Source organism: Ruegeria sp. D1(2025) (genome assembly GCF_056536425.1).
Map to the genome: position 1 here is coordinate 50,588 of NZ_JBQFPO010000008.1, position 22,247 is coordinate 72,834.

General features: G+C 59.7%; 22 protein-coding genes. 11 read left to right on the plus strand and 11 right to left on the minus strand.

Going from position 1 to position 22,247, the window contains the following annotated elements:
* Positions 1 to 40: 40 nt before the first annotated feature.
* Positions 41 to 3,385, plus strand: coding sequence for a carbamoyl-phosphate synthase large subunit (carB, locus tag ACR1XU_RS17035; RefSeq protein WP_480907508.1), 3,345 nt, complete (start codon positions 41 to 43; stop codon positions 3,383 to 3,385).
* A 219-nt stretch (positions 3,386 to 3,604) separates the two neighbouring features.
* Positions 3,605 to 4,729: a beta-ketoacyl-ACP synthase III gene (locus ACR1XU_RS17040; RefSeq protein WP_480907510.1), complete on the plus strand. Its 1,125-nt coding sequence runs from the start codon at positions 3,605 to 3,607 to the stop codon at positions 4,727 to 4,729.
* A 65-nt stretch (positions 4,730 to 4,794) separates the two neighbouring features.
* On the opposite strand, the gene ACR1XU_RS17045 is transcribed toward ACR1XU_RS17040, so the two are convergent.
* Positions 4,795 to 5,256, minus strand: coding sequence for a hypothetical protein (locus ACR1XU_RS17045; protein ID WP_170614729.1), 462 nt, complete (start codon positions 5,254 to 5,256; stop codon positions 4,795 to 4,797).
* Between the two features lie 355 nt (positions 5,257 to 5,611).
* On the opposite strand from ACR1XU_RS17045, the gene ACR1XU_RS17050 reads away from it, so the two are divergent.
* The gene (locus ACR1XU_RS17050; RefSeq protein ID WP_480907512.1) at positions 5,612 to 6,190 is read left to right on the plus strand and encodes a thymidine kinase; all 579 of its coding nucleotides are present in this window, start codon (positions 5,612 to 5,614) and stop codon (positions 6,188 to 6,190) included.
* Here ACR1XU_RS17050 and ACR1XU_RS17055 read toward each other — a convergent pair.
* The 5 genes from ACR1XU_RS17055 to ACR1XU_RS17075 form a co-directional block, all read right to left on the minus strand.
* Positions 6,187 to 7,137 carry a 2-hydroxyacid dehydrogenase gene (locus ACR1XU_RS17055; RefSeq protein WP_480907514.1) on the minus strand — a complete coding sequence of 317 codons (951 nt, stop codon included), beginning with the start codon at positions 7,135 to 7,137 and terminating at the stop codon, positions 6,187 to 6,189. The two genes, ACR1XU_RS17050 and ACR1XU_RS17055, sit on opposite strands and share 4 nt — an antisense overlap.
* Positions 7,137 to 7,475 carry a tRNA-binding protein gene (locus ACR1XU_RS17060; protein WP_170614732.1) on the minus strand — a complete coding sequence of 113 codons (339 nt, stop codon included), beginning with the start codon at positions 7,473 to 7,475 and terminating at the stop codon, positions 7,137 to 7,139. Before ACR1XU_RS17060 ends, ACR1XU_RS17055 begins: the two co-directional genes overlap by 1 nt.
* Complete coding sequence (gene proC, locus ACR1XU_RS17065) at positions 7,468 to 8,283, minus strand: pyrroline-5-carboxylate reductase (RefSeq protein ID WP_480915639.1); 816 nt, start codon at positions 8,281 to 8,283, stop codon at positions 7,468 to 7,470. The genes ACR1XU_RS17060 and proC overlap by 8 nt, the downstream gene beginning before the upstream one ends.
* 39 nt (positions 8,284 to 8,322) lie before the next feature.
* Positions 8,323 to 8,823 carry a type III secretion system chaperone family protein gene (locus ACR1XU_RS17070; RefSeq protein WP_480907518.1) on the minus strand — a complete coding sequence of 167 codons (501 nt, stop codon included), beginning with the start codon at positions 8,821 to 8,823 and terminating at the stop codon, positions 8,323 to 8,325.
* Between the two features lie 327 nt (positions 8,824 to 9,150).
* Complete coding sequence (locus ACR1XU_RS17075; RefSeq protein ID WP_480907520.1) at positions 9,151 to 9,399, minus strand: accessory factor UbiK family protein; 249 nt, start codon at positions 9,397 to 9,399, stop codon at positions 9,151 to 9,153.
* A 98-nt stretch (positions 9,400 to 9,497) separates the two neighbouring features.
* On the opposite strand from ACR1XU_RS17075, the gene lgt reads away from it, so the two are divergent.
* From lgt to ACR1XU_RS17095, 4 genes are all read left to right on the plus strand, one after another.
* Entirely contained in the window at positions 9,498 to 10,385 is an 888-nt protein-coding gene (lgt, locus tag ACR1XU_RS17080; protein ID WP_480907522.1) for a prolipoprotein diacylglyceryl transferase, read from the plus strand.
* Positions 10,382 to 11,449 (plus strand): class I SAM-dependent methyltransferase, encoded by a 1,068-nt coding sequence (locus tag ACR1XU_RS17085; RefSeq protein ID WP_480907524.1) that lies wholly within the window; start codon positions 10,382 to 10,384, stop codon positions 11,447 to 11,449. The genes lgt and ACR1XU_RS17085 overlap by 4 nt, the downstream gene beginning before the upstream one ends.
* Positions 11,446 to 12,204, plus strand: coding sequence for a peptidoglycan editing factor PgeF (gene pgeF, locus ACR1XU_RS17090; RefSeq protein WP_480907526.1), 759 nt, complete (start codon positions 11,446 to 11,448; stop codon positions 12,202 to 12,204). Before ACR1XU_RS17085 ends, pgeF begins: the two co-directional genes overlap by 4 nt.
* 736 nt (positions 12,205 to 12,940) lie before the next feature.
* Complete coding sequence (locus tag ACR1XU_RS17095; protein WP_480524323.1) at positions 12,941 to 13,723, plus strand: Hint domain-containing protein; 783 nt, start codon at positions 12,941 to 12,943, stop codon at positions 13,721 to 13,723.
* A 117-nt stretch (positions 13,724 to 13,840) separates the two neighbouring features.
* On the opposite strand, the gene ACR1XU_RS17100 is transcribed toward ACR1XU_RS17095, so the two are convergent.
* Positions 13,841 to 14,341, minus strand: coding sequence for an Lrp/AsnC family transcriptional regulator (locus ACR1XU_RS17100; protein WP_170619551.1), 501 nt, complete (start codon positions 14,339 to 14,341; stop codon positions 13,841 to 13,843).
* Positions 14,342 to 14,568: 227 nt separating this feature from the next.
* Between ACR1XU_RS17100 and trxB the strand changes: the two genes are divergently transcribed.
* The 3 genes from trxB (at position 14,569) to ACR1XU_RS17115 (ending at position 19,230) form a co-directional block, all read left to right on the plus strand.
* The gene (trxB, locus tag ACR1XU_RS17105; protein ID WP_170614740.1) at positions 14,569 to 15,510 is read left to right on the plus strand and encodes a thioredoxin-disulfide reductase; all 942 of its coding nucleotides are present in this window, start codon (positions 14,569 to 14,571) and stop codon (positions 15,508 to 15,510) included.
* Positions 15,511 to 15,634: 124 nt separating this feature from the next.
* A complete protein-coding gene (locus tag ACR1XU_RS17110) occupies positions 15,635 to 17,305 on the plus strand; it encodes an adenylate/guanylate cyclase domain-containing protein (RefSeq protein WP_480907528.1) in 1,671 nt (556 codons plus the stop codon).
* 206 nt (positions 17,306 to 17,511) lie between these two features.
* Positions 17,512 to 19,230: a bifunctional sulfate adenylyltransferase/adenylylsulfate kinase gene (locus tag ACR1XU_RS17115; protein ID WP_170807918.1), complete on the plus strand. Its 1,719-nt coding sequence runs from the start codon at positions 17,512 to 17,514 to the stop codon at positions 19,228 to 19,230.
* A 56-nt stretch (positions 19,231 to 19,286) separates the two neighbouring features.
* On the opposite strand, the gene ACR1XU_RS17120 is transcribed toward ACR1XU_RS17115, so the two are convergent.
* From ACR1XU_RS17120 to ACR1XU_RS17135, 4 genes are all read right to left on the minus strand, one after another.
* A complete protein-coding gene (locus ACR1XU_RS17120; protein ID WP_480907530.1) occupies positions 19,287 to 20,159 on the minus strand; it encodes a glycosyltransferase family 10 domain-containing protein in 873 nt (290 codons plus the stop codon).
* Positions 20,156 to 21,043 (minus strand): PhzF family phenazine biosynthesis protein, encoded by an 888-nt coding sequence (locus ACR1XU_RS17125; protein WP_480907532.1) that lies wholly within the window; start codon positions 21,041 to 21,043, stop codon positions 20,156 to 20,158. The genes ACR1XU_RS17120 and ACR1XU_RS17125 overlap by 4 nt, the downstream gene beginning before the upstream one ends.
* Before the next feature lie 113 nt (positions 21,044 to 21,156).
* A complete protein-coding gene (locus ACR1XU_RS17130) occupies positions 21,157 to 21,381 on the minus strand; it encodes a DUF1150 family protein (RefSeq protein ID WP_170614745.1) in 225 nt (74 codons plus the stop codon).
* A 5-nt stretch (positions 21,382 to 21,386) separates the two neighbouring features.
* A complete protein-coding gene (locus tag ACR1XU_RS17135; protein WP_010441788.1) occupies positions 21,387 to 21,800 on the minus strand; it encodes an Hsp20 family protein in 414 nt (137 codons plus the stop codon).
* Between the two features lie 164 nt (positions 21,801 to 21,964).
* On the opposite strand from ACR1XU_RS17135, the gene ACR1XU_RS17140 reads away from it, so the two are divergent.
* On the plus strand, positions 21,965 to 22,189 hold the full coding sequence (locus ACR1XU_RS17140; RefSeq protein WP_037308505.1) for a YdcH family protein: 225 nt from the start codon (positions 21,965 to 21,967) through the stop codon (positions 22,187 to 22,189).
* Positions 22,190 to 22,247 lie beyond the last annotated feature (58 nt).

Sequence of the window (22,247 nt, forward strand, 5' to 3'; positions counted from 1 at the left end):
GAGGGTGCCCTGACTCGCGGACAATCGAAGGAACCAGGCCATGCCCAGAAGAACCGACATCCAGTCGATCATGATCATCGGGGCCGGCCCCATTGTCATCGGACAGGCCTGCGAATTCGACTATTCGGGCGCACAGGCCTGCAAGGCGCTGCGGGAAGAAGGGTACCGGGTCATTCTGGTGAACTCGAACCCCGCCACGATCATGACCGATCCCGGTCTTGCGGATGCCACCTATATCGAGCCGATCACGCCCGAAGTGGTTGCCAAGATCATCGAGAAAGAGCGCCCCGACGCCCTGCTGCCCACGATGGGCGGGCAGACCGGGTTGAACACCTCGCTGGCTTTGGAAGAGATGGGTGTGCTCGAGAAGTTCGGGGTTGAGATGATTGGCGCCAAGCGCGATGCCATCGAAATGGCCGAGGACCGCGCCCTGTTCCGCGAGGCGATGGATCGGCTGGGTCTTGAAAACCCCAAGGCAACCATCGTTACCGCTCCCAAGCGCGAGAACGGCTCCACCGATCTGGATGCCGGCGTACAGATGGCGTTGGACGAACTGGAAGAAATTGGCCTGCCTGCGATCATCCGCCCCGCCTTTACACTGGGCGGAACCGGCGGTGGTGTTGCTTATAACCGCGAGGATTATATCCATTTTTGCCGCTCGGGCATGGATGCCTCGCCGGTTAACCAGATCCTCGTCGACGAAAGCCTGCTGGGCTGGAAGGAATACGAGATGGAGGTGGTGCGCGACACCGCCGACAACGCCATCATCGTCTGTTCCATCGAAAACGTGGACCCGATGGGCGTGCACACCGGCGACTCGATCACCGTGGCCCCTGCCCTGACGCTGACCGACAAGGAATACCAGATCATGCGCAACGGCTCGATCGCCGTTCTGCGTGAGATTGGCGTCGAAACAGGTGGGTCGAACGTGCAGTGGGCGATCAACCCCGACGATGGCCGCATGGTCGTGATCGAGATGAACCCGCGCGTGTCGCGCTCTTCGGCGCTGGCCTCGAAAGCGACCGGTTTCCCGATTGCCAAGATCGCCGCCAAGCTTGCTGTGGGCTATACACTGGACGAACTGGACAACGACATCACCAAGGTCACGCCCGCGTCGTTCGAGCCGACCATCGACTATGTCGTCACCAAGATCCCGAAATTCGCCTTCGAGAAATTCCCGGGCAGCGAACCCTACCTGACCACCGCGATGAAGTCGGTGGGTGAGGCAATGTCCATCGGCCGCACGATCCACGAATCAATGCAGAAGGCGCTGGCCTCAATGGAATCCGGCCTGACCGGATTTGACGAGATCGAAATCCCCGGCCTGAATGTGGGCCTCTGGGACGAAGCCGACGACAAGGCCGCCGTCATCAAGGCGATCAGTCAGCAGACGCCCGACCGCCTTCGCACCATCGCGCAGGCCATGCGTCACGGCCTGACCGATGACGAGATCTTCGGCGTTACCAAGTTTGACCCGTGGTTCCTGGCCCGTATCCGCGAGATCATCGAGGCCGAGCGCACTGTCCGCAAAGACGGCCTGCCGGTTACCGAGGACGGTATTCGCAAACTGAAGATGCTGGGCTTCACCGATGCGCGTCTGGGCAATTTGTCTGGCCGCGACGAAGCCAACGTCCGTCGCGCCCGCCGCAATCTGGGTGTGAATGCCGTGTTCAAACGCATCGACACCTGTGCCGCCGAATTCGAAGCACAGACGCCCTATATGTACTCGACCTACGAAGCCCCGATGATGGGCGAGGTTGAATGCGAGGCGCGTCCGTCGGACCGCAAGAAGGTTGTCATCCTCGGTGGTGGCCCGAACCGGATCGGTCAGGGCATCGAGTTCGACTATTGCTGCTGTCACGCCTGTTTCGCGCTGACCGAAGCTGGGTATGAGACCATTATGGTCAACTGCAACCCCGAGACGGTCTCGACCGACTATGACACCTCGGACCGCCTGTATTTCGAGCCGCTGACCTTTGAACACGTCATGGAAATCCTGACGAAGGAACAGGAAAACGGCACGCTGCACGGTGTCATCGTTCAGTTCGGCGGTCAGACCCCGCTGAAACTGGCCAACGCGCTGGAGGCCGAAGGCATTCCGATCCTCGGCACCACACCGGATGCCATCGACCTGGCCGAAGACCGCGAACGGTTCCAGGCGCTGGTCAACGATCTGGGTCTTAAGCAGCCCAAGAACGGTATCGCCTCGACCGGCGAACAGGCGCTTGAGATCGCCGAAAAGATCGGTTTCCCGCTGGTGATCCGCCCGTCCTACGTGTTGGGTGGCCGCGCGATGGAAATCGTGCGCGATATGGATCAGCTGAAACGCTATATCAACGAGGCCGTGGTGGTTTCAGGCGACAGCCCGGTTCTGCTGGACAGCTATCTGGCCGGTGCGGTCGAACTGGACGTGGATGCCCTGTGCGACGGCACTGACGTGCATGTGGCCGGCATCATGCAGCATATCGAGGAAGCAGGTGTGCATTCGGGCGACTCGGCCTGTTCGCTGCCGCCATATTCGTTGTCGAAAGAGATCATCGGCCAGATCAAGGAACAGGCGTTCAAACTGGCAAAGGCGCTGAACGTTGTTGGCCTGATGAACGTGCAGTTCGCGATCAAGGGCGACGAGATTTTCCTGATCGAGGTCAACCCGCGCGCCAGCCGCACGGTGCCGTTTGTCGCCAAGGCGACCGACAGCGCGATTGCCTCGATCGCGGCGCGGGTGATGGCGGGTGAAAAGCTTTCGAACTTTCCGATGCGTCCGGCCTACAAGACCGTGGACGACACCAAGATCGCCGATCAGATGACACTGGCCGACCCGGACATGCCGTGGTTTTCGGTCAAAGAGGCGGTGCTGCCCTTTGCCCGCTTCCCCGGCGTCGACACGATCCTAGGCCCCGAAATGCGCTCGACCGGGGAAGTGATGGGCTGGGATCGCAGCTTCCCGCGCGCCTTCCTGAAGGCGCAGATGGGCGCCGGGATGGTCCTGCCGTCTTCGGGGCGCGCGTTCATCTCGATCAAGGACGCGGACAAGGGCCGGACGATGCTTGAAGCGGCGCAGGTGCTGGTGGCGCAGGGCTTTACACTTGTCGCGACCCGGGGCACGCAAAGCTGGCTGGCTGAACAGGGCGTGCCCTGCGACGTGGTCAACAAGGTTTATGAAGGCCGCCCGGACGTGGTCGACATGCTGAAAGACGGTCAGGTTCAGTTGCTGATGAACACCACCGAAGGCGCGCAGGCGGTCGAGGACAGCAAGGCCATCCGCTCGATCGCGCTTTATGACAAGATCCCGTATTTCACCACAGCCGCGGCCAGCCATGCTGCCGCTCTGGCAATCAAGGCGCAAGCCGAGGGTGATGTCGAGGTCAGGTCGTTGCAGGGCTGACACGGTTCAGCGCCCCAAAATGTCACGCGAAACCCTCGGAGCAATCCGAGGGTTTTTTCTGTCTCGGGCAGGTTGTTCACATAGTCGGGTAAGCCAGAGCAATCACGCCGGAGGTTACATCACCCGGCGTGTTCCCGCGCATTCCCTTAGGTCACCCAACCTTGATCTGCCCGCCTTGCATCGGCATTTTGTGCTGATCCAGACCAATCAGGACCGACCATGTATACGCCTGCCATCACCGGCTCCGGGGTTTTCACACCCGAAAATGTCATCACCAATGCCGAGCTTGTCGAAGCGTTCAACGCCTATGCCGACAAACAGAACGCCGCGAACGCGCAGGCCATCGCGGATGGGCGCATGGAGGCGATGCAGCATTCGTCGGAAGAGTTCATTCTGAAGGCGTCAGGGATCGAAAACCGCTATGTGATGGACAAATCCGGCGTTCTGGATCCGGACGTGATGCACCCGCTTCTGCGGCAGCGCGGCGATGATGAGCCGGGGATCATGACCGAAATGGCGGTGGATGCCTGCAAAAAGGCGATGGCGCAGGCCGGTCGCACGGCGGATGACATTGATCTGGTGATCTGCGCCGCCTCGAACCACGAGCGCGCTTATCCTGCCATTGCGATCGAGATACAGCAGGCGCTTGGTATCTCGGGCTTCGGGTTTGACATGAATGTCGCCTGTTCCTCGGCCACGTTCGGGATTCAGGCGGCCGCGGATATGGTGCGGTCGGGGTCTGTCCGGGCAGCGCTTGTGGTCAACCCCGAGATCTGCTCGGGCCATCTGGAATGGCGCGACCGCGATTGCCACTTCATTTTCGGCGATGTTGCAACCGCCACGCTGATCGAGCGGCAGGAGGACGCCACGGGCGCCCATTTCGAGATTCTCTCGACCCGCTGCGCCACGGCATTTTCCAACAACATCCGCAACAACAACGGCTTTTTGCGCCGCGCCCGACCGGCCGGGATGGAAGATCGGCGCGATATGCAGTTCATGCAAAACGGGCGCAAGGTGTTCAAGGAGGTGCTGCCGATGGTCAGCCAGCACATCACCGATCACATGGAGGCCGAGGGGTTGGGCAGTGACGATCTGAAACGGCTGTGGCTGCATCAGGCCAACAAGACCATGAACGATTTCATCGGCAAAAAGGTTCTGGGCCGCGTGCCCGGTCCGGGTGAGCAGCCCAATATCCTGCAGGATTACGCTAACACCTCATCCGCCGGGTCGATCATTGCATTCTCGAAATACTCGGACGATCTGGAAGATGGCCAGATCGGCCTGATCTGTTCCTTCGGGGCCGGTTATTCGGTCGGCTCTGTGATTGTGAGGCGGAGAGGCTGAGTTCACAATCATTCGGGCAAGCGGCTGTTCACGAAAATCGCATCTCGGACCCGAGTTCCGGCGGTTCAGCTGACGCTTTCTTCTTCCAGATGCAGCTTCATTTCGATCAGAACCTGCTGCAACAGACTGGTTTCTCTCAGCAGCCGCTTTGCCTCGTTCACGGTGATGATACCGTCTTCGATGGCAGCCTGGTATTCGGTCATCAGCATCGCAAAACGCTGGCTCAGGGCGATGACGTCCGAGTTCACGCCGCCGGTGCGCGGGGAGTCGGAATTCCGGCCGTCATACGACAATGTGATGTTATTGAGATCGGCCAGCGCAGAAGTAACGTGGGGAAAGCCTGCCACCGTCTCAAGCCGCGCTACGGCGTCCACCGGCATGAACCGGTCGCTGTGTTCGGCGTTGTCTGAATAGTACCGCCCAAGTGTCGCTTTGGACTTGCCCGTTATCTTACAGGCAGATTCGATTCCCACATCTTTGACCAGTGCTTCGGTATGCTTTTTCAGATAGGCCCCGATATCTGCCATTGTTTTACCTTTGTTACCTGTAATCACCCTTCAGCCGACCGCATTTGGGGGAAAGGGTGGGGAAATTTCCCATATTCGATTCATAATTGAAATGTCATATATTGGCTATCCCTCAGATATGCGGGGATTTTGTGAGTGAGTGGCGGCATTTCAAGCCGGTAATGAGTGATCGCGGAGCTGATTTTTGGCTCCGCTCTGTTTAGGCCATATGTTGGCCGACGGCGTCGTTGTTGTGGGCGCGCGGGTTCCATCCCCAGAGAGCATCTGCTCGGCCCATGCAACCGCAACGGCGACGTCGCTTCCTCAATGCCATTGATGACTTGCCCCCTTGGTTCACCCGATTTAGACCCGGCCCATGGCAAAACTGTATTTCAACTATTCCACCATGAACGCGGGCAAATCGACCGTGTTGCTGCAGGCGTCGCACAACTATCGCGAGCGGGGCATGGATACCTATCTGATGACCGCCGCGCTGGACGGACGGGCCGGCGTCGGTCGCATCGCTTCTCGCATCGGCATTTCCGCCGAAGCGGATGTGTTCGCAACGGAAGACAACGTTTTTCAGATGATCCAAGATCGCCGGAACAAAGGCAAAATCGCCTGCGTCTTCGTCGATGAGGCGCAGTTTCTGACCGAGGATCAGGTATGGCAACTGGCCCGCGCGGTGGACGATCTGGATGTTCCCGTGCTGGCGTATGGGTTGCGGGTCGATTTTCTGGGAAAGCTGTTCCCGGGCTCGGCCGCCCTGCTGGCTTTGGCCGACGAGATGCGCGAGGTGCGCACCATCTGCAGATGCGGACGCAAGGCGACCATGGTGATCCGGCAGGACGAAAACGGCCAGGCCATCACCGAAGGCGCACAGGTGCAGATCGGCGGCAACGAAACCTATGTTTCGCTGTGCCGCAAACACTGGCGCGAGGCGGTGGGCGTCTAAACCGGGTTGGGCAACGGACGCCCCGCAACAAAGGCCGCGACATTGTCCAGCGCCATCTGCCCCATATCGGTACGCACCTCTTCGGTGGCCGTGCCCAGATGCGGCAACAATGTCACGTTTTCCATATTACGAAGGGCCTGAGGGACGGTCGGTTCGAATTCGTATACGTCCAGACCCGCGCCAGCGATTCGGCCGTCTTGCAGGGCCGCGATCAGGGCGGCCTCGTCCACAACCTCGCCCCGCGCGATGTTGATCAGCAGGCCGGACGGCTTCATCGCCTCAAGAACCTGCGTGTTGACCAGATGCCTCGTTTGCGCGCCGCCGGGGACGGCAAGCACCAGGAAATCGACAGACGCAGCAAGGTCGGTCAGTTTGGGGATGTAGTCCGCGGGAAAATCGACGTCCTTTGGGCTGCGGGACTGATAGGCAACCTGCATACCGAACCCGAAATGACAGCGCCGTGCGATGGCCTGCCCGATACGGCCCATGCCCACGATGCCGACCCGCTTGCCGGTCACGTGGTGGCCCAGCATCTGGGTCGGGTGCCACCCCCGCCAGCCAGCCGATCGGACCAGCCGCTCACCCTCGCCCGCACGGCGAGCAGTGGACAGCAGAAGGGTCATGGCGATGTCAGCGGTGGCGTCCGTGACAGCGCCAGGCGTGTTGGTAACGGCGATACCTGCCGACCGTGCCGCATCCACGTCGATATGGTTGTAACCCACGCCGAAATTGGCCAGCAGCTTGCATCGCGGTGCGGGCACCTCACCGATGATCTGTGCCGAGAACTGATCGCCCAGCGTCGGCACCACCAGATCGAACTCGGTCAAGGCTCGATGCATTTCGGCGCGGTCAAGCGGAGTGGTTTCAGCCCTGATCTGGACGTCGAACTCGGCGCGGGCGCGGGCTTCGACGGCGGGCGTCATCGGTCGGGTGATCCAGAGCTTCATCAGTGCATCCGCCCGCCCAGCGGGACCTTGCCGTCAGGGCCGATCAGAACGATTTCGCCATTCTCGTCCGGCAGGCCAAGCACCAGAACTTCGGACATGAAACGTCCGATCTGGCGCGGCGGAAAGTTGATCACGGCCATCACCTGTTTGCCGACAAGCCCGGCCGGGTCGTAATGGGCCGTGACCTGAGCCGAGGTTTTGCGCTCGCCGATCTCGTCGCCGAAGTCGATCCACATCTTGATCGCGGGTTTGCGGGCCTCGGGATATGGTTCCGCGCGCACCACCTGACCCACGCGAATATCGACCTTGAGAAAGTCGTCGAAGGAAATCTCACTCACGCGACAGCTCCCTTGACCGGTTGGTTGCAGCGCCGACGGCGCGGTGCAGAAGATCCGGGAACCCGGTTTCCTCGTGCATCAGAACCTCAAGCGCGGCCTGCGTTGTCCCGTTGGGCGAGGTGACATTGATGCGCAGTTGTGCGGGGTCTTCCTCGGCTGCCATGGCCAGCGCACCGGCCCCGGCCACGGTGGATTTGGCCAGCTTCATCGCCAGTTCGTGCGGCAAGCCATGCGCCTCGCCCGCCTTGGCGAGCGCTTCGATCAGGTGGAACACATAGGCCGGACCCGACCCGCTGAGGCCGGTTACGGCATCCATCTGGTCCTCACTCTCCAGCCGGACCGTCTGTCCGATGGCCGAGAGCAGGGATTCGGCCAGATCCGCATCGGCGTCTGTGGCGTTGGCGTTGCCGATCAGCGCGGTAATGCCCTGGCGGATCGCGGCGGGCGTGTTCGGCATGGCGCGGATAATCGGGGTGCCCTGCCCCAGAACGTCCTCGAACGTCGCCAGAGAGGTTCCGGCCGCAACAGAGATGAACAGGCTGGTGCCACCGCCCAGCGCCTTGATCGCGGGCAGCGCGTCGCCCATCATCTGCGGTTTGACGGCAACAAGCACCACGGCGGGCGCTTCGGGCAACGGTGTGTTGATGTTCACGCCCTGCGCCTTGAGCCAGTCGGAAGGGTAAGGGTCGATAACCCAGACCGAAGATGCGGGAAGACCATACTCAAGCCATCCGGCGAGCATGGCGGACCCCATCTTGCCACATCCCAAAAGCACAAGCCCCTGATCGGCGACGCGTGACATATCCATGATTGCCCCTCTCGTAACGTAACGATTCAGGGCAAAGCTTTACGCGCGGCCGTAGGCCTCTGCAATGGCGACCTGAATGGCCTCTTCCGGGGTACGGTTGCCCCACGTGACCAGTTGTATCGCCGGGTAATACCGCTCGGCGCTGAGTACGGCGGCGTTGATCATCGTATCGATCTGCTCGGCGCTGGCCATCTGGCCGCCCGCCAGCACCAGACCATAGCGGTAGACCATCAGTTTCTGGTTGGACCAGTAGGTAAAGGCCCCAGCCCAGCACTGATCATTCATCTTGTTGAGCAGCTCGTAAAGCTGCATTTCCCGTTCGGCCGGCGGTTCCATTTCGAACGAACAGACCATACGCAGTGTTTCGTCATAGTTGGACCAGGCCAGCGTGATCGAATAGGTCCGCCACTGGCCTTCGACGGCCATGGCAATCTGGTCATCGCCGATGCGGTCAAAATCCCAGTCGTGGTGTTCGGCCAGATGTTCAACAATATCAATCGGATGAAGGTCTTCTTCTAGAAACTGTTCGGAAAGGGCCATAATGCCACCTCGCTCCTTCTCTAGCATTTCGGGGCTGGCAGCGCCCCATTGCTAGTTGCCTGCTCTACAAGCCGGGCTTCCCCCTTGGGCCTGTACTAAATATGGTGCGATGTGGTTGATATTCTGACAACCCCCATTCTTGGGGATAACAGCAATAAGTTGTGGACAGCCTGCAACGGCATCCAAAATATTGGCACTTTGCCCAGCTTTTTCTTGATTAAATTCTGCGACGCGTCAAAATACACCGCATCGCACAACCCGTTAATTCGGATTGCGCGGCAGAAAATTTTGTCCTGAAAACTTGGTCAACGCGGCGCGAATGGAACGTTACTTGTCCAGTTTCGCCTCAAGCGCTGCAATCCGCGCTTCGAGCGCCGCATTTTCTTCGCGCGCTTTCTGGGCCATGGCACGGACGGCATCGAATTCTTCGCGGGTGACGAAATCGCGGTCGGCCAGCCAGCGGTCGATTATCGACTTCATCGCGTTTTCGGCCTCTTCCCGCGCGCCCTGCGCCACGCCCATCGCGTTGGTCATCAGCTGGGATACGTCGTCCAGGATTTTGTTGCGGGTTTGCATGTCTCTAACTCCGGTTTCGCGGTTGGTCCCTATATGGGTAAAGAATGAGCCGGACTCAAGGTTGACTTGTCCTGCAAAGCCCGGGCAATGAGACGCACATGCAGGCTGTTCTGAATTTTCCCGATCTGTCGCCCGAATTGTTCTCGATCTCGCTGTTCGGGATGGAGTTCGCGCTGCGATGGTACGCACTGGCTTATATCGCCGGCATTCTGATCGCGTGGCGGATGGCGCTGTCCGCGTTGCGTCGCCCTGCCCTGTGGCCCGGCGAGGCGCCGCCTTTGCGCAAGGAGCAATTGGAGGATCTGGTCACTTGGATCATCCTTGGCGTCATTCTGGGCGGACGGCTGGGGTTCGTGCTGTTCTATCAGCCCGGATACTACCTGTCGCATCCGCTGGATATCCTGAAAGTCTGGCAGGGGGGTATGGCCTTTCACGGCGGATTGCTGGGCGTGGTTATCGCCGCATATCTTTATGCACGGCGGCACAAAATACCGGCGCTGTCGCTGGCCGATCTGATCGCCCACACCGTGCCGCCGGGATTGTTGCTGGGGCGGCTGGCCAATTTCATCAATGCGGAACTCTGGGGGCGGCCAAGCGATGCGCCATGGGCCGTGATCTTTCCCGGCATGGCCGCGCAGGACTGCACCGGCGTTATGGCGGGCATGTGTGCGCGCCACCCTTCACAATTGTATGAGGCTGCACTTGAAGGCATCCTGCTTGGCGCGCTGCTGCTGTGGCTGGCCTATCGGCGCGGGGCGTTCCGCAAACCCGGCCTGATCATGGGCGTGTTTCTGGCCGGATACGGCGCGTCGCGTTTTATAGTCGAGTTCTTCCGCCAGCCGGATGCGCAGTTTGTTTCTCCCGGCAACCCGTTGGGTCTTGCGTGGCATGTGGGCGGCTATGGGCTGACGATGGGACAGTTGTTGTCTCTGCCGATGATCGCTCTTGGCCTGTGGTTTGCCCTGCGTGCCCGGGCGGCGAAATGACCCTGACCGATCACCTGCTGGCACGGATCGGGCAGGACGGCCCGATGACGATTGCCGATTACATGAGCGAATGCCTGCTGCATCCTGATTTGGGATACTACACAACCCGCGACCCGCTGGGCGTGCAGGGCGATTTCATTACCGCACCCGAAATAAGCCAGATGTTCGGAGAAATGCTCGGCTTGTGCCTGGCGCAAAGCTGGCTGGAACAGGGAAGTCCGTCGCGGATTGCATTGGTAGAACTCGGTCCCGGTCGCGGAACCCTGATGGCCGATATCCTGCGCGCGACGCGGGAGGTTCCCGGCTTTCATGACGCGGCGCGGGTGGTGTTGCTGGAGGCATCACCCACACTGCGCGCCATGCAGGCGGAGACTCTGAAGGACTACGCACCCGTTTGGATCGACGCGATCGATGAATTGCCAAGCCTTCCCACTTATCTTGTAGCTAATGAGTTCTTTGATGCCCTGCCCATCCGGCAATTCCTGCGTGACGGCGAGGGTTGGCGTGAGCGTCTGATCGGCGCGGATCAGGGTGCGCTGCATTTTGGTCTGGGGCCATTGGGGTCGCAAATTGCCCTGCAAGACCGGCTTGAGGATACAATGGATGGCGATTTGGTCGAGCTTTGCGCAGCTGCGGCGCCTTATCTCACCGAAATTGCCGGTCGCATAGCGGCGTATGGAGGAGTTGGCCTGATCGTGGATTATGGCGACTGGCGATCGCTGGGCGACACGTTGCAGGCGCTGCGCGGGCATCAGCGGTCAGACGTGCTGACGGATCCGGGCCAGGCCGACCTGACGGCTCATGTTGATTTCGAACCCCTTGCAGCGGCCAGCCGGACAGCGGGCTGTGCCCACACGCGCCTGACCCCACAGGGCGTTTTCCTTGAGCGGCTGGGCATAACGGCACGCGCGCAAAGACTGGCTCAATCATTAACCGGTCCGGCGCTGGATTCGCTGGTCTCGGCACATCGCCGGTTGACGCATCCCGAGGAAATGGGAAACCTGTTCAAAGTGCTGGGCCTCTATCCGGCAAACGCTTCTCCACCACCGGGACTGGAACCATGACGCTCGAGATTCTGACATCTGATCTTCTGTCCCCTGTCCGACATGGGTTTTTCAGCCGCCGCGGCGGGGCGTCATCCGGAATCTTCTCGGGGCTGAACTGCGGGTACGGGTCGTCTGACCAGACCGACGTTGTAACCGTGAACCGCAGCCGGGTGGCCGATGCGATGGCAGTTGCCCCCGACGCGCTGATCGGTGTGCATCAGGTGCATTCCCCGACCGTCCTGACGGTCGATGCCCCGATTACCGGAGAGAAGCCAAAGGCGGACGCGGTTGTGACCGCAACGCCCGGGCTGGTCCTGACGATCCTGACGGCCGACTGCCAGCCAGTGCTGTTTGCTGATCCAAACGCAAATGTGATCGGGGCCGCACATGCCGGGTGGCGCGGTGCCCTGGATGGTGTGCTGGAAGCCACGTTGGAGGCCATGGTGGCCTTGGGCGCGCGCCGCGAAGACACCATTGCGGTGATCGGCCCCACGATCTCGCAACGCGCATATGAGGTCGGGCCGGAGTTTTTGGATGACTTTGCCGCGGACTCGCCCGATAACATGCGGTTTTTCGCAAATGGGCAAGGCGATCGGCTTCATTTCGATCTGCCCGCCTTTGGCCTGCACCGGCTGCGGGCGGCGGGTATCGGGCAGGCTGAATGGACACGGCATTGCACCTATTCCGACCCCGAAAGGTTCTATTCCTACCGCCGGTCGACACACGCCAAAGAGGCGGACTACGGGCGCCTGATTTCCGCGATCAGATTGTAGTTTTAGGCAAGATTAAGGCAATTTTGCCGCTTTTCCGCCACATTTGTGGTGTTTATTCCAATCAGAATCGAACGGAAATTATTGTCCGCTGTCAAACAGTTATACGTTTTGACCTTTGATTGGCGCGGCAATGTTAACAAAAGGGAACCGCTTACCTTCAATTTGTCCTCAATTGATCCCGGATCAGCCTTATCGGTGCCGCAAATCAGCGTCACAAATGGTTCACACAAGGGAAAACGGGCCTAAGCCCCAATAATTGAGCAGGACAAAGTTATGAAGACGAGATCACGCTTTCTAAGCGCTGTTTTCGCGGCGATCAGGGATCAAAACCCTGACATGCCATGGAAGCGAGTTTCCGGCAGATCTGTCAGAGTTGCACGCCGTCTGGCGGCGCGGCGCTGATCATGAACGCCCGAGGAACCATGCTGCCGGTTCCAAGGGCTAATACGTGCAACGGGAGGGTGCTCCGGCCCGATGCACGAGCTGCCACGACCATACTGCGTGGCGCTGATACGGGGCGTGTGTGCGTGAACAATTTCAGTTTGCGTTTGTGTGAGTTTGTCTGGGGGGTCAATGTGTTGACCAAAGTTATGCGATATTGCGTCGCGACGCGCGGGAATTCCGACTGCCGTCCTGTGGTCTCTCGTTTCATTCAAGACAAAGAACGACACCGATCTGGTGGGTCTGCCCTAGGGTTCGGCCTGCATGACCGGTATTTAGAGGGGACGGAATAAATATGACTATTCCAAATTCATTGGCGCGCGCCGCCAGAAATGCCGTCGAAACGTCGGCGATGCTGCGCGAAGCCCAACAACCGCCAGTAAAGGCAAAGGCGCAGCTGCGGCGCTACGAAGTCAGCACGTTGCTGAAAAACGGTGAAGTTTCGCAAACCCGCCACATCGCACCGGCGCTGCCCATGTTCGAGGACGCGTTCTGCGCTTTCACGCGCGGTTCGCTGGTCGATACCGAACACGGACCGATTGCAATCGAAGATCTGATGCCGGGGGATACGGTCCTGACACAGGATGGCACCTCGGAAACCGTGCTGTGGAAAGGATCCGTCACGCTGATTCCAGGACGCGAAGATTCTCGCGGCCGGACGCGGCCATTGACCCGGATCATGGCCGACACGTTCGGGATGCAGAAACCGATGTCCGGTGTCATCGCCGGACCAGCGGCCCGGCTGCTGGGCTGCCCGGCCCATTTGCGCCACCTGCATGGCGGCGCGCCGATTCTGGCACCGGTTCGGGAGTTCCAGGACGGAATGGGCGTTATCGAAACATTGCCGCCCACTCCGGTCGAACTGTTTCATATCTGCCTCAAACGGCATTCGGTGATAAGTGTTGATGGGTTATCTTTTGAGTCTTATCATCCAGGTGTTAATGCTGTTCGGATGATCAGCCACTCTTTGCGGTCGATCTATTTGAACCTGTTTGCTCATATCGAGTCGCTCAACGATTTTGGCCCGCTGCTGATGCCGCGCGCCGGAGATGGAGAGGTGGACGCGATATCAGCGTGAAATGTTAACGATTACTGCATAGTGGGGGCATAATGCAGCTAATACTCAGTTGGATCTTATCTTTGGCGGTCGCCGCAATGCTGCCGCCGGTTACGGCACATCCAAAACGCGCGGGGGTTACGCCGTCCGGTTCATTCGTTCTTCCAGAACGTCGAAGGGCACGCCGGGCTCGTCTTTTGCGCCGCGGATGACAAGCGACGTCTTGACGCTGGCCACGTTCGGCGTGGTCAGCAAGTCGCCTGTCAGAAACTGCTGAAAGCTGCTGAGATCTGGCGCAACGCATTTCAGGATGAAATCGACTTCGCCGTTCAGCATGTGGCATTCGCGGACCAGTGGCCATTCCCGGCACCGATTTTCGAACGCGCTGAGTTCGGATTCGGCCTGGCTTTCGAGCCCGACCATGGCAAAGACCTGCACTTCGAACCCAAGTTCGCGGGCGTTGACGTCGGCGTGGTAGCCGTGGATCAGGCCTGATTCCTCGAGCGTGCGCACCCGGCGCAGACACGGCGGGGCCGATATTCCCACGCGTTTGGCCAGTTCTACATTGGTCATGCGACCGTCTGCCTGCAATTCCGCCAGAATTTTGCGGTCAATCTCATCCAGCCGTGTGGCGACCATGGAATGCTCCTGAATTTTCAGTTGTTATATCAGCGCCCAGCTAATGCGCAATATTATTTCACCGCCGCGCAATATTGTTTATTTGTAATGCAAAATTGATCGGCATCGCCTGAACTGCCTGCCGTACAGGAACCGTCAGGAAGGGGCTTTAAGCCCGATCAAGCGGTCGCTATATCCATCCTCAACGGGCCGAGCGCCCACATCAGGCAGATCGAGTTGGGGGTACCATGGCCGACACAAAACACACCAAGGTTCTGATCATCGGGTCGGGACCGGCCGGATACACGGCCGGCGTTTATGCCAGCCGGGCAATGCTGGAGCCGATCCTGGTACAGGGCATCGAGCCCGGCGGCCAGCTGACCACCACAACCGATGTCGAGAACTATCCCGGTTTTACCGAGGTGCAGGGCCCCGACCTGATGATCAAGATGCAGGAACACGCAGCAGCGATGGGCTGCGAGATCATCGGAGACATCATCAGCGATCTGGATATCAGCAAGCGCCCGTTCACCGCGAAGGGTGACAGCGGCACGGTTTATACGGCAGACGCGGTCATTCTTGCCACTGGCGCCCGCGCCAAATGGCTTGGCCTGCCCTCGGAAGACAAGTTCAAGGGCTTTGGCGTATCTGCCTGCGCCACCTGCGACGGGTTCTTCTATCGTGGACAGGAGATCGTGGTGATCGGTGGCGGCAATACCGCCGTCGAAGAGGCACTGTTCCTGACCAATTTTGCCAGCAAGGTCACTCTGATCCACCGCAGGGATGAACTGCGGGCAGAAAAGATTCTGCAGGACCGCCTGTTCAAAAACGAAAAGATCGAGGCGCTGTGGTTCCATGAACTGGACGAGGTGATCGGAACCGATGCCCCGCTGGGCGTGGAAGGCGTGCGCGTGAAGAACGTGAAAACCGGCGAGATCACGGAAATTCCCTGCAAGGGCGTATTCGTGGCCATCGGTCACGCTCCGGCCAACGAATTGGTCAAGGACACGCTGGAAACCCATATGGGTGGCTATGTCGTGACCAAACCGGGGTCCAGCGAAACCTCGGTTCCCGGTGTTTTCGCTGCGGGTGACCTGACGGACCATATCTATCGCCAGGCCGTCACCAGCGCCGGTATGGGCTGCATGGCCGCACTGGACGCCGAGCGTTTCCTGGCCGAACAGGAATAAGCAATTGGCTGAATTCACCAGCGACGCCCGGTGAATTCAGTCGTTCGCCCGATGGCCGTCTTGACCGCCGCCCTACCCCGTATCAGACTTTGGGGGCACGAAAGGCCGGATATGGGTGGCATCTTTGAGTAACGTTCTGTGGCGCGGCGGATGGGCTACCCGTCTTCGGATCGGCAGCGGCCTTGTCCTGTTTACCTTTGCCTTCTTTCATTTCATCAACATCGGCCTGGGCCTGTTTCACACGGATTACCTGCATGGCATGCAGGATGGGCGTCAGGCTGTAACCCGGCACGATGCCGGGGCAATCCTTCTGTATGCGGCGTTGTTCACCCATGCCGGTCTCGCGCTTTATTCCATCGCCCAGCGCAGAACCCTGCGAATGCCGTTCAGCACAGGATTGCAGGTTGTTCTGGGGTTGCTGATCCCGCTGCAGCTGATCTCTCACATTGTTCATACACGGTATGCGCACGAGATTTTCGATGTGAATGACGAGATGGGCTATATCATCATCCTGATGTGGCCCAGCATCGCGATCTGGATGCAAAGCCTGTTGCTGTTGTTGGTCTGGATACATGGCTGCATCGGTTTGCATATGTGGCTGCGCCTGACCCGTTGGTGGTCACGGGCCGTACCCTATCTGATTGGATTGGCCGTATTCATCCCGACTTTTGCGCTTGCGGGGCTGCTGACCGAGGGTCGGCGACTGTGGTTGGATTTCGCTGATGACGACCTGCGCGAGCAGTATATCGAGCACTACAACTGGCCCTCCCCCGAAGCTTTCCAAACCATGTTCGGTGTCAAGAACACCTCGCTACTGGTGTTTTGGATTGCCCTTGGGGCGACGCTGCTGATCTATTTCGGGCGCAAGATGTGGCGGCGCAGGCATTCGGTGCGTGTCCGGTATGTGGACGGCCCCGAGGTAGTGGCAGAGAAAGGCATGACCCTGCTTGAGATTTCTCAGGCCAACGGCATCCCGCACACCGCATTGTGCGGCGGCAAGGGGCGTTGCACCACCTGCCGCGTGATTGTCGAGAAAGGCGCCGACGATCTTCCGTCCCCCAGTGCAGTCGAGGCACGTAGTCTGAGCGCTGTAAATGCGCCGCAGGGCGCGCGCCTGGCCTGTCAGATTCGCCCGACCGAACCCGCAACCGTGTTCCGCATGTTCCGCCCTGAAGGCCGCCGCGGGCGCGCGCATGCCAGTCAGGGAAAAGAACGCCAGCTTGCCGTGCTGTTTCTGGACATGCGCGGGTTCACCGCGCGCACGACCGGCCAGTTGCCGTACGACATCGTGTTCCTCCTGAACCGGTTCTTTGACGCGATCGTGCCGCCCATCTCTGCCCAGGGCGGTGTTGTCGACAAATACATGGGCGACGGGCTGCTGGCCGTGTTTGAAACACCGGATACCGCAAGCTCGGCCCGGGCCGGGCTGAAGGCCGCCGCTGAAATCAGTCAGGCGCTGCAGCAGTTCAACCGTCAGCTTGAGGGCGAAGGCGCACCGGGTGTTCGGATCGGCATGGGGTTGCATCTGGGCGATCTGGTTTTGGGCGAGATCGGCGCTGCCGGTTCGGCTTCGCGTACCATTATCGGGGATGCCGTGAACGTGGCCAGCCGGTTGGAAGCCGAAACCAAGGCACTGGGTGCGGAACTGCTGGTGTCCGAGACGCTTTTGCAGGCGGCAGAGTTTGATTACAGCGTTTCAGACATCCACTTTTTCGAGTTGCGCGGCGTGAGCCACCCGGTGCCTGCCCTGACCGTCAAACGTGCATCGGAACTCGAGCTGAGCGTCGCAGCATAGGAACACATGCGCTGAAAGCGGCGGAATTGTTGCCAATTTGAAGAACCGTGATCGCAAATGCATTCCAAACATGGAAAATCCTTCCAATCCGGGAAAATTCGACGCATATCGTCCTTTGTTTCATGAAGGTATATGGACTCCGGACTTGCATCGGGGCACATGCGCCGCGACGACAGGCAACACCACACTGTAATAAGAGTATTCTGATGACGATGTTAAGCAATCTGGCACCGATCCCTGAACTGTACGTATCCTATGACTCGGCCCAGAAACTGAAGGTCGAAGCCGCCGATCTGACAAGCTGGGATCTGAGCCCGCGCCAGATCTGCGATCTGGAGCTGCTGATGAATGGCGGGTTCAACCCGCTCAAGGGTTTCCTGTCCGAGGCCGACTACGACAACGTCGTGGAAAACATGCGCCTGGCTGACGGCACCCTGTGGCCGATGCCGATTACGCTGGATGTCAGCGAAGATTTTGCCGAGAACATCGAACTGGGTCAGGACATTGCCCTGCGCGACCAGGAAGGCGTCATTCTGGGCACCATGACCGTGACCGACCGTTGGACACCGGACAAGGCGCGTGAGGCCGAGAAAGTCTTTGGCGCGGACGACGACGCGCACCCGGCCGTGAACTATCTGCACAACGTGGCCGGCAAGGTATATCTGGGCGGCCCCGTGGTCGGCATTCAGCAACCGGTCCACTACGATTTCCGCGCCCGCCGCGACACCCCAAACGAGCTGCGCGCCTATTTCCGCAAGCTGGGCTGGCGCCGCATCGTGGCGTTCCAGACCCGCAACCCGCTGCACCGAGCGCATCAGGAACTGACCTTCCGCGCCGCCAAGGAGGCGCAGGCCAACCTGCTGATCCATCCGGTTGTCGGCATGACCAAGCCGGGTGATGTCGATCACTTTACCCGTGTCCGCTGCTACGAGGCGGTACTGGACAAGTATCCCGCATCCACCACATCGATGTCGCTGCTGAACCTGGCGATGCGCATGGCCGGCCCGCGCGAGGCGGTCTGGCACGGCCTGATCCGCGCCAACCACGGCTGCACCCATTTCATCGTGGGCCGCGACCATGCCGGCCCCGGCAAGAACAGCCAGGGCGAGGATTTCTATGGCCCCTACGACGCGCAGGATCTGTTCCGCCAGTTTCAGGACGAAATCGGCGTCGAGATGGTCGACTTCAAACACATGGTCTATGTACAGGAGCGTGCTCAGTACGAGCCGAATGACGAGATCCTGGACAAGGACAAGGTCACGATCCTGAACATCTCGGGTACCGAACTGCGCCGCCGTCTGGCCGAAGGTCTGGAAATCCCCGAATGGTTCAGCTTCCCCGAAGTCGTTGCAGAACTGCGCAAGACCAAGCCGCCGCGCAGTCAGCAGGGCTTTACCGTGTTCTTCACCGGTTTCTCGGGCTCGGGCAAATCCACCATCGCCAACGCGCTTATGGTTAAGCTGATGGAAATGGGCGGCCGCCCGGTGACTCTGCTGGACGGTGACATTGTGCGTAAGAACCTGTCATCGGAACTGGGCTTCTCGAAGGAACACCGGGATCTGAACATCCGCCGCATCGGCTATGTCGCGTCCGAAATCACCAAGAACGGTGGCATCGCCATCTGCGCGCCGATCGCGCCCTACGCCACAACCCGCCGCGCGGTTCGCGAGGAGATCGAACAATTCGGCGCGTTCTGCGAAGTTCACGTGGCCACTACGATTGAGGAATGCGAGCGCCGCGACCGCAAGGGCCTGTACAAGCTGGCGCGGGAAGGCAAGATCAAGGAATTCACCGGCATCTCGGATCCTTACGACGTACCGCAGAACCCGGAACTGCGCGTCGAAACCGAGAATGTCGAGGTCGACAACTGCGCCCACCAGGTACTTCTGAAACTGGAAAGCATGGGCCTGATTGCCGCGACCTGAGCCGGTTTCAGAACCTGAACACGGAAGCCCCCGGTCTATGCCGGGGGTTTTTTCTCTCAACTTCCGGAATTCAGTTCCGCGCGCAGCGCCTCGACTGCGCGGCGCTCGAAGGCGCCAAATTCGGCGGCTTTGGCTTGAATGGCCTGCACATGCGGCAGACGGGCGGTGAAATCCTCTGGCGATGCATCCGCAATCGCCTGCTGAATCTCAACCTTGGATTCGCACAGGATCATGCCCGAAGTGTCCATGAAATCGCCGATATTCGGGCATCCCCAGTAGATCGGCACGGTCGAACACAGGATCGCATCGATCAGCTTTTCCGAGAAGTAGTTCCGTTCCCGGACGTTCTCGATAACCACCGAGTACCGGTATGGGGCCAGACCATCGGACTTGTTTTCAAACGGTTTGTAACCCCGGCCCATTACATCGACATCCGCGCCACTTTCCCGGACCCAGTCAATCAGTTCGTGCCGCAATTCATGCCCAACCTGATCCCGTTTGGCCGACGCGATGAGGGAACAGGAGCGTTTTTTTTCAGTTTTCAGATCCTGCCAGTCCAACACCTGCGTATCGCCGTAGGGCAGGAACACGGCGTTCGGGATGGTCTGCAGAAGGATGTCGTGAAAGGTGAACACCCGGAAAAAGCGGCGATGGGTCCAGCGCAGCATCCGGTCGTGCTTGGCGTGAATGGCCGAAGGTTCCCCCATCATCAACGAAATGCGCGCGCGTGTGCCGCGGCGCAGGCGCAGATGTACGGTAGAGTTGGGGTACATGATCAGGTGATCGGTGCGCTCGAGATCGCCGATGGTCTTGCCGGTCAGGCGCTCTGGGCAGCCCTCGGGCCAGATGAGATCGGACAGGGGAACTGCCCCCAGTTTCGGCCCAAGACGGTGGCCGTATGGCAAAATGGCAATCGCGGGACGGGTCATTGCAATGTCTCTGGCAGGTCGACCTGACCACGCATCAGGACATGGCCGCGACCGGCAACCCTGATCCCGGTCATCGCGTCCGGGGGGCCAATTCGCGTGACAGTCGCCTGTCCGGGGCGGCCCATGTCGTGCCCCTGCTCGGCCACAAAGGTGTCCTTCGGCATCAGGCCGTATTTCCACAGGTAAGCCGCCATGGCGCCCGTGGCCGAGCCGGTGAACGGATCCTCTGGCGGGCTGGGTGGCGCCAGCAGCAGGCGCGAGAATGTGTCACCTTCAGACGTTGCACCCTTCAGCGTCACAAGGAAGGGTTCGGCCATATCTGAGCCCGAAAAACCTGCCTTCTCGGCCACCTTGCGCAGAGGCTCTTCGGACAGTTTTGCGGCCCGCAGGGCATCATGATCGCGCAACACGGTGATGCAGAACGGCAATCCGGTCGACACGAACTGGGGCGGGGAGATGATGGCGCTTTCCGAAAGGCCGATCGCGGCGGCAACAAGTTCCGCCGGCACGTGCTGGCCAAATTGGGGGGCAACCTGCGTCATCTCAATTTCATCGCCGCTCAAGCGGATCGATACGATCCCTGCCCCGGTTTCCAGCATCAGGCAGTCACCTTCGAACAACCCGCGCGACCGCATGGCTGCTACGGTGGCGATGGTGGGATGCCCGGCAAATGGGATTTCGCGACTGGCCAGGAAGTAACGCACATGCACATCCGCGACTTCCGAAGGGCCGGTGAAGGTGCATTCCACAAGCGAGGTTTCGCGGACGTAGGCCATGCACACTTCCTGCGACAGTACAGCACCACCGTGGACCACGGCACAACCGTTTCCGCCAAATGCCCGGTCGCTGAAGGCGTCTACCCAGTCAAAATCGAACCAGCTCATGCGTCACTTTCCCCGAACCATATGAATTACGGGCGCATCCGGCCCTACCGGTTCGCATATGTCGCCGCTATGGCGGTCATTGTCACGCTAAAAACAGCCGGAGGCGGGGCCGTTCAGTGAACGGCCACCGGTGAAAAGTCATGTTCACGGGCCAGGACAAAGGCCAGTTTCCGGTCGGCGACCAGCGCCAATTGCTGCCCGTCGGAATCGTGAACCGCATAAAGCTGATCCAGATCACCAGCCTGCTCACGCACTTCCAAGGGAAGATCGGCAACATCGACCGCTTTGACATACACGATCCGGTCGCCTTCGGTGTTAATCTCAATCGGTGTATTCATTGCTCTTACCCCTTCTTTATGTTGATCGTCTGCACCACGGTTTCCGGCACGGCGCGGGTCAGATCCACGTGCAGCAGACCGTTTTCCATGATCGCCTCGCCAACCTCGACCCCATCAGCCAGCACAAACATGCGTTGAAACTGACGCGCCGCAATGCCTCGGTGCAAAAAGATACGCCCCTCGCTGTCGTCGCGTTGACGGCCCCGGATCACCAGCTGGCGATCCTCGATGGTGATCGACAGATCTTCTTCCGCGAACCCAGCCACGGCCAGGGTGATGCGATACGAAAAATCCGATGTCTGTTCGATGTTATAGGGCGGGTATCCTTCGTTGCCAGCCTTTGCAGACCGTTCCAGAAGTCGTTCCAACTGCTCGAACCCCAAAAGATGCGGGTATGAGCCAAGAGTAAGTTTTGACACGTTTTCTCGTCCTTTTATGTCAAAGCGACGGGTGGTGCGGCCCCGTTGCGGCAACCGCGTGTAATAGAATATGGGAATATGCAGGGATGTCCACAAGGTCTGGCCCGATAAACCCTGACACACTATCTTGTGTGGAAAGCACCACAACTACGACTGAGTCGCCTATGAATGCGCCTACCGATCTTTCCATGAAAACTGATGAGGTTTTGCGGGTTGAACTTGAGGTGTTCCGACGTCAGCACCGCGATCTGGACGAAGCGATCGAGGCGCTGCAGGCAACGGGTACCTCGGACCAGCTGACCATCAAACGTCTGAAAAAGCAGAAACTGCGGCTGAAGGACATCATCCGGCTGATCGAGGACCGCCTGACCCCCGACATCATCGCCTGACGCATTGCCAGACAGGTGGATTTGGCTATAGTGCGCGCTCTTTGAAAAGCCGGGGAAA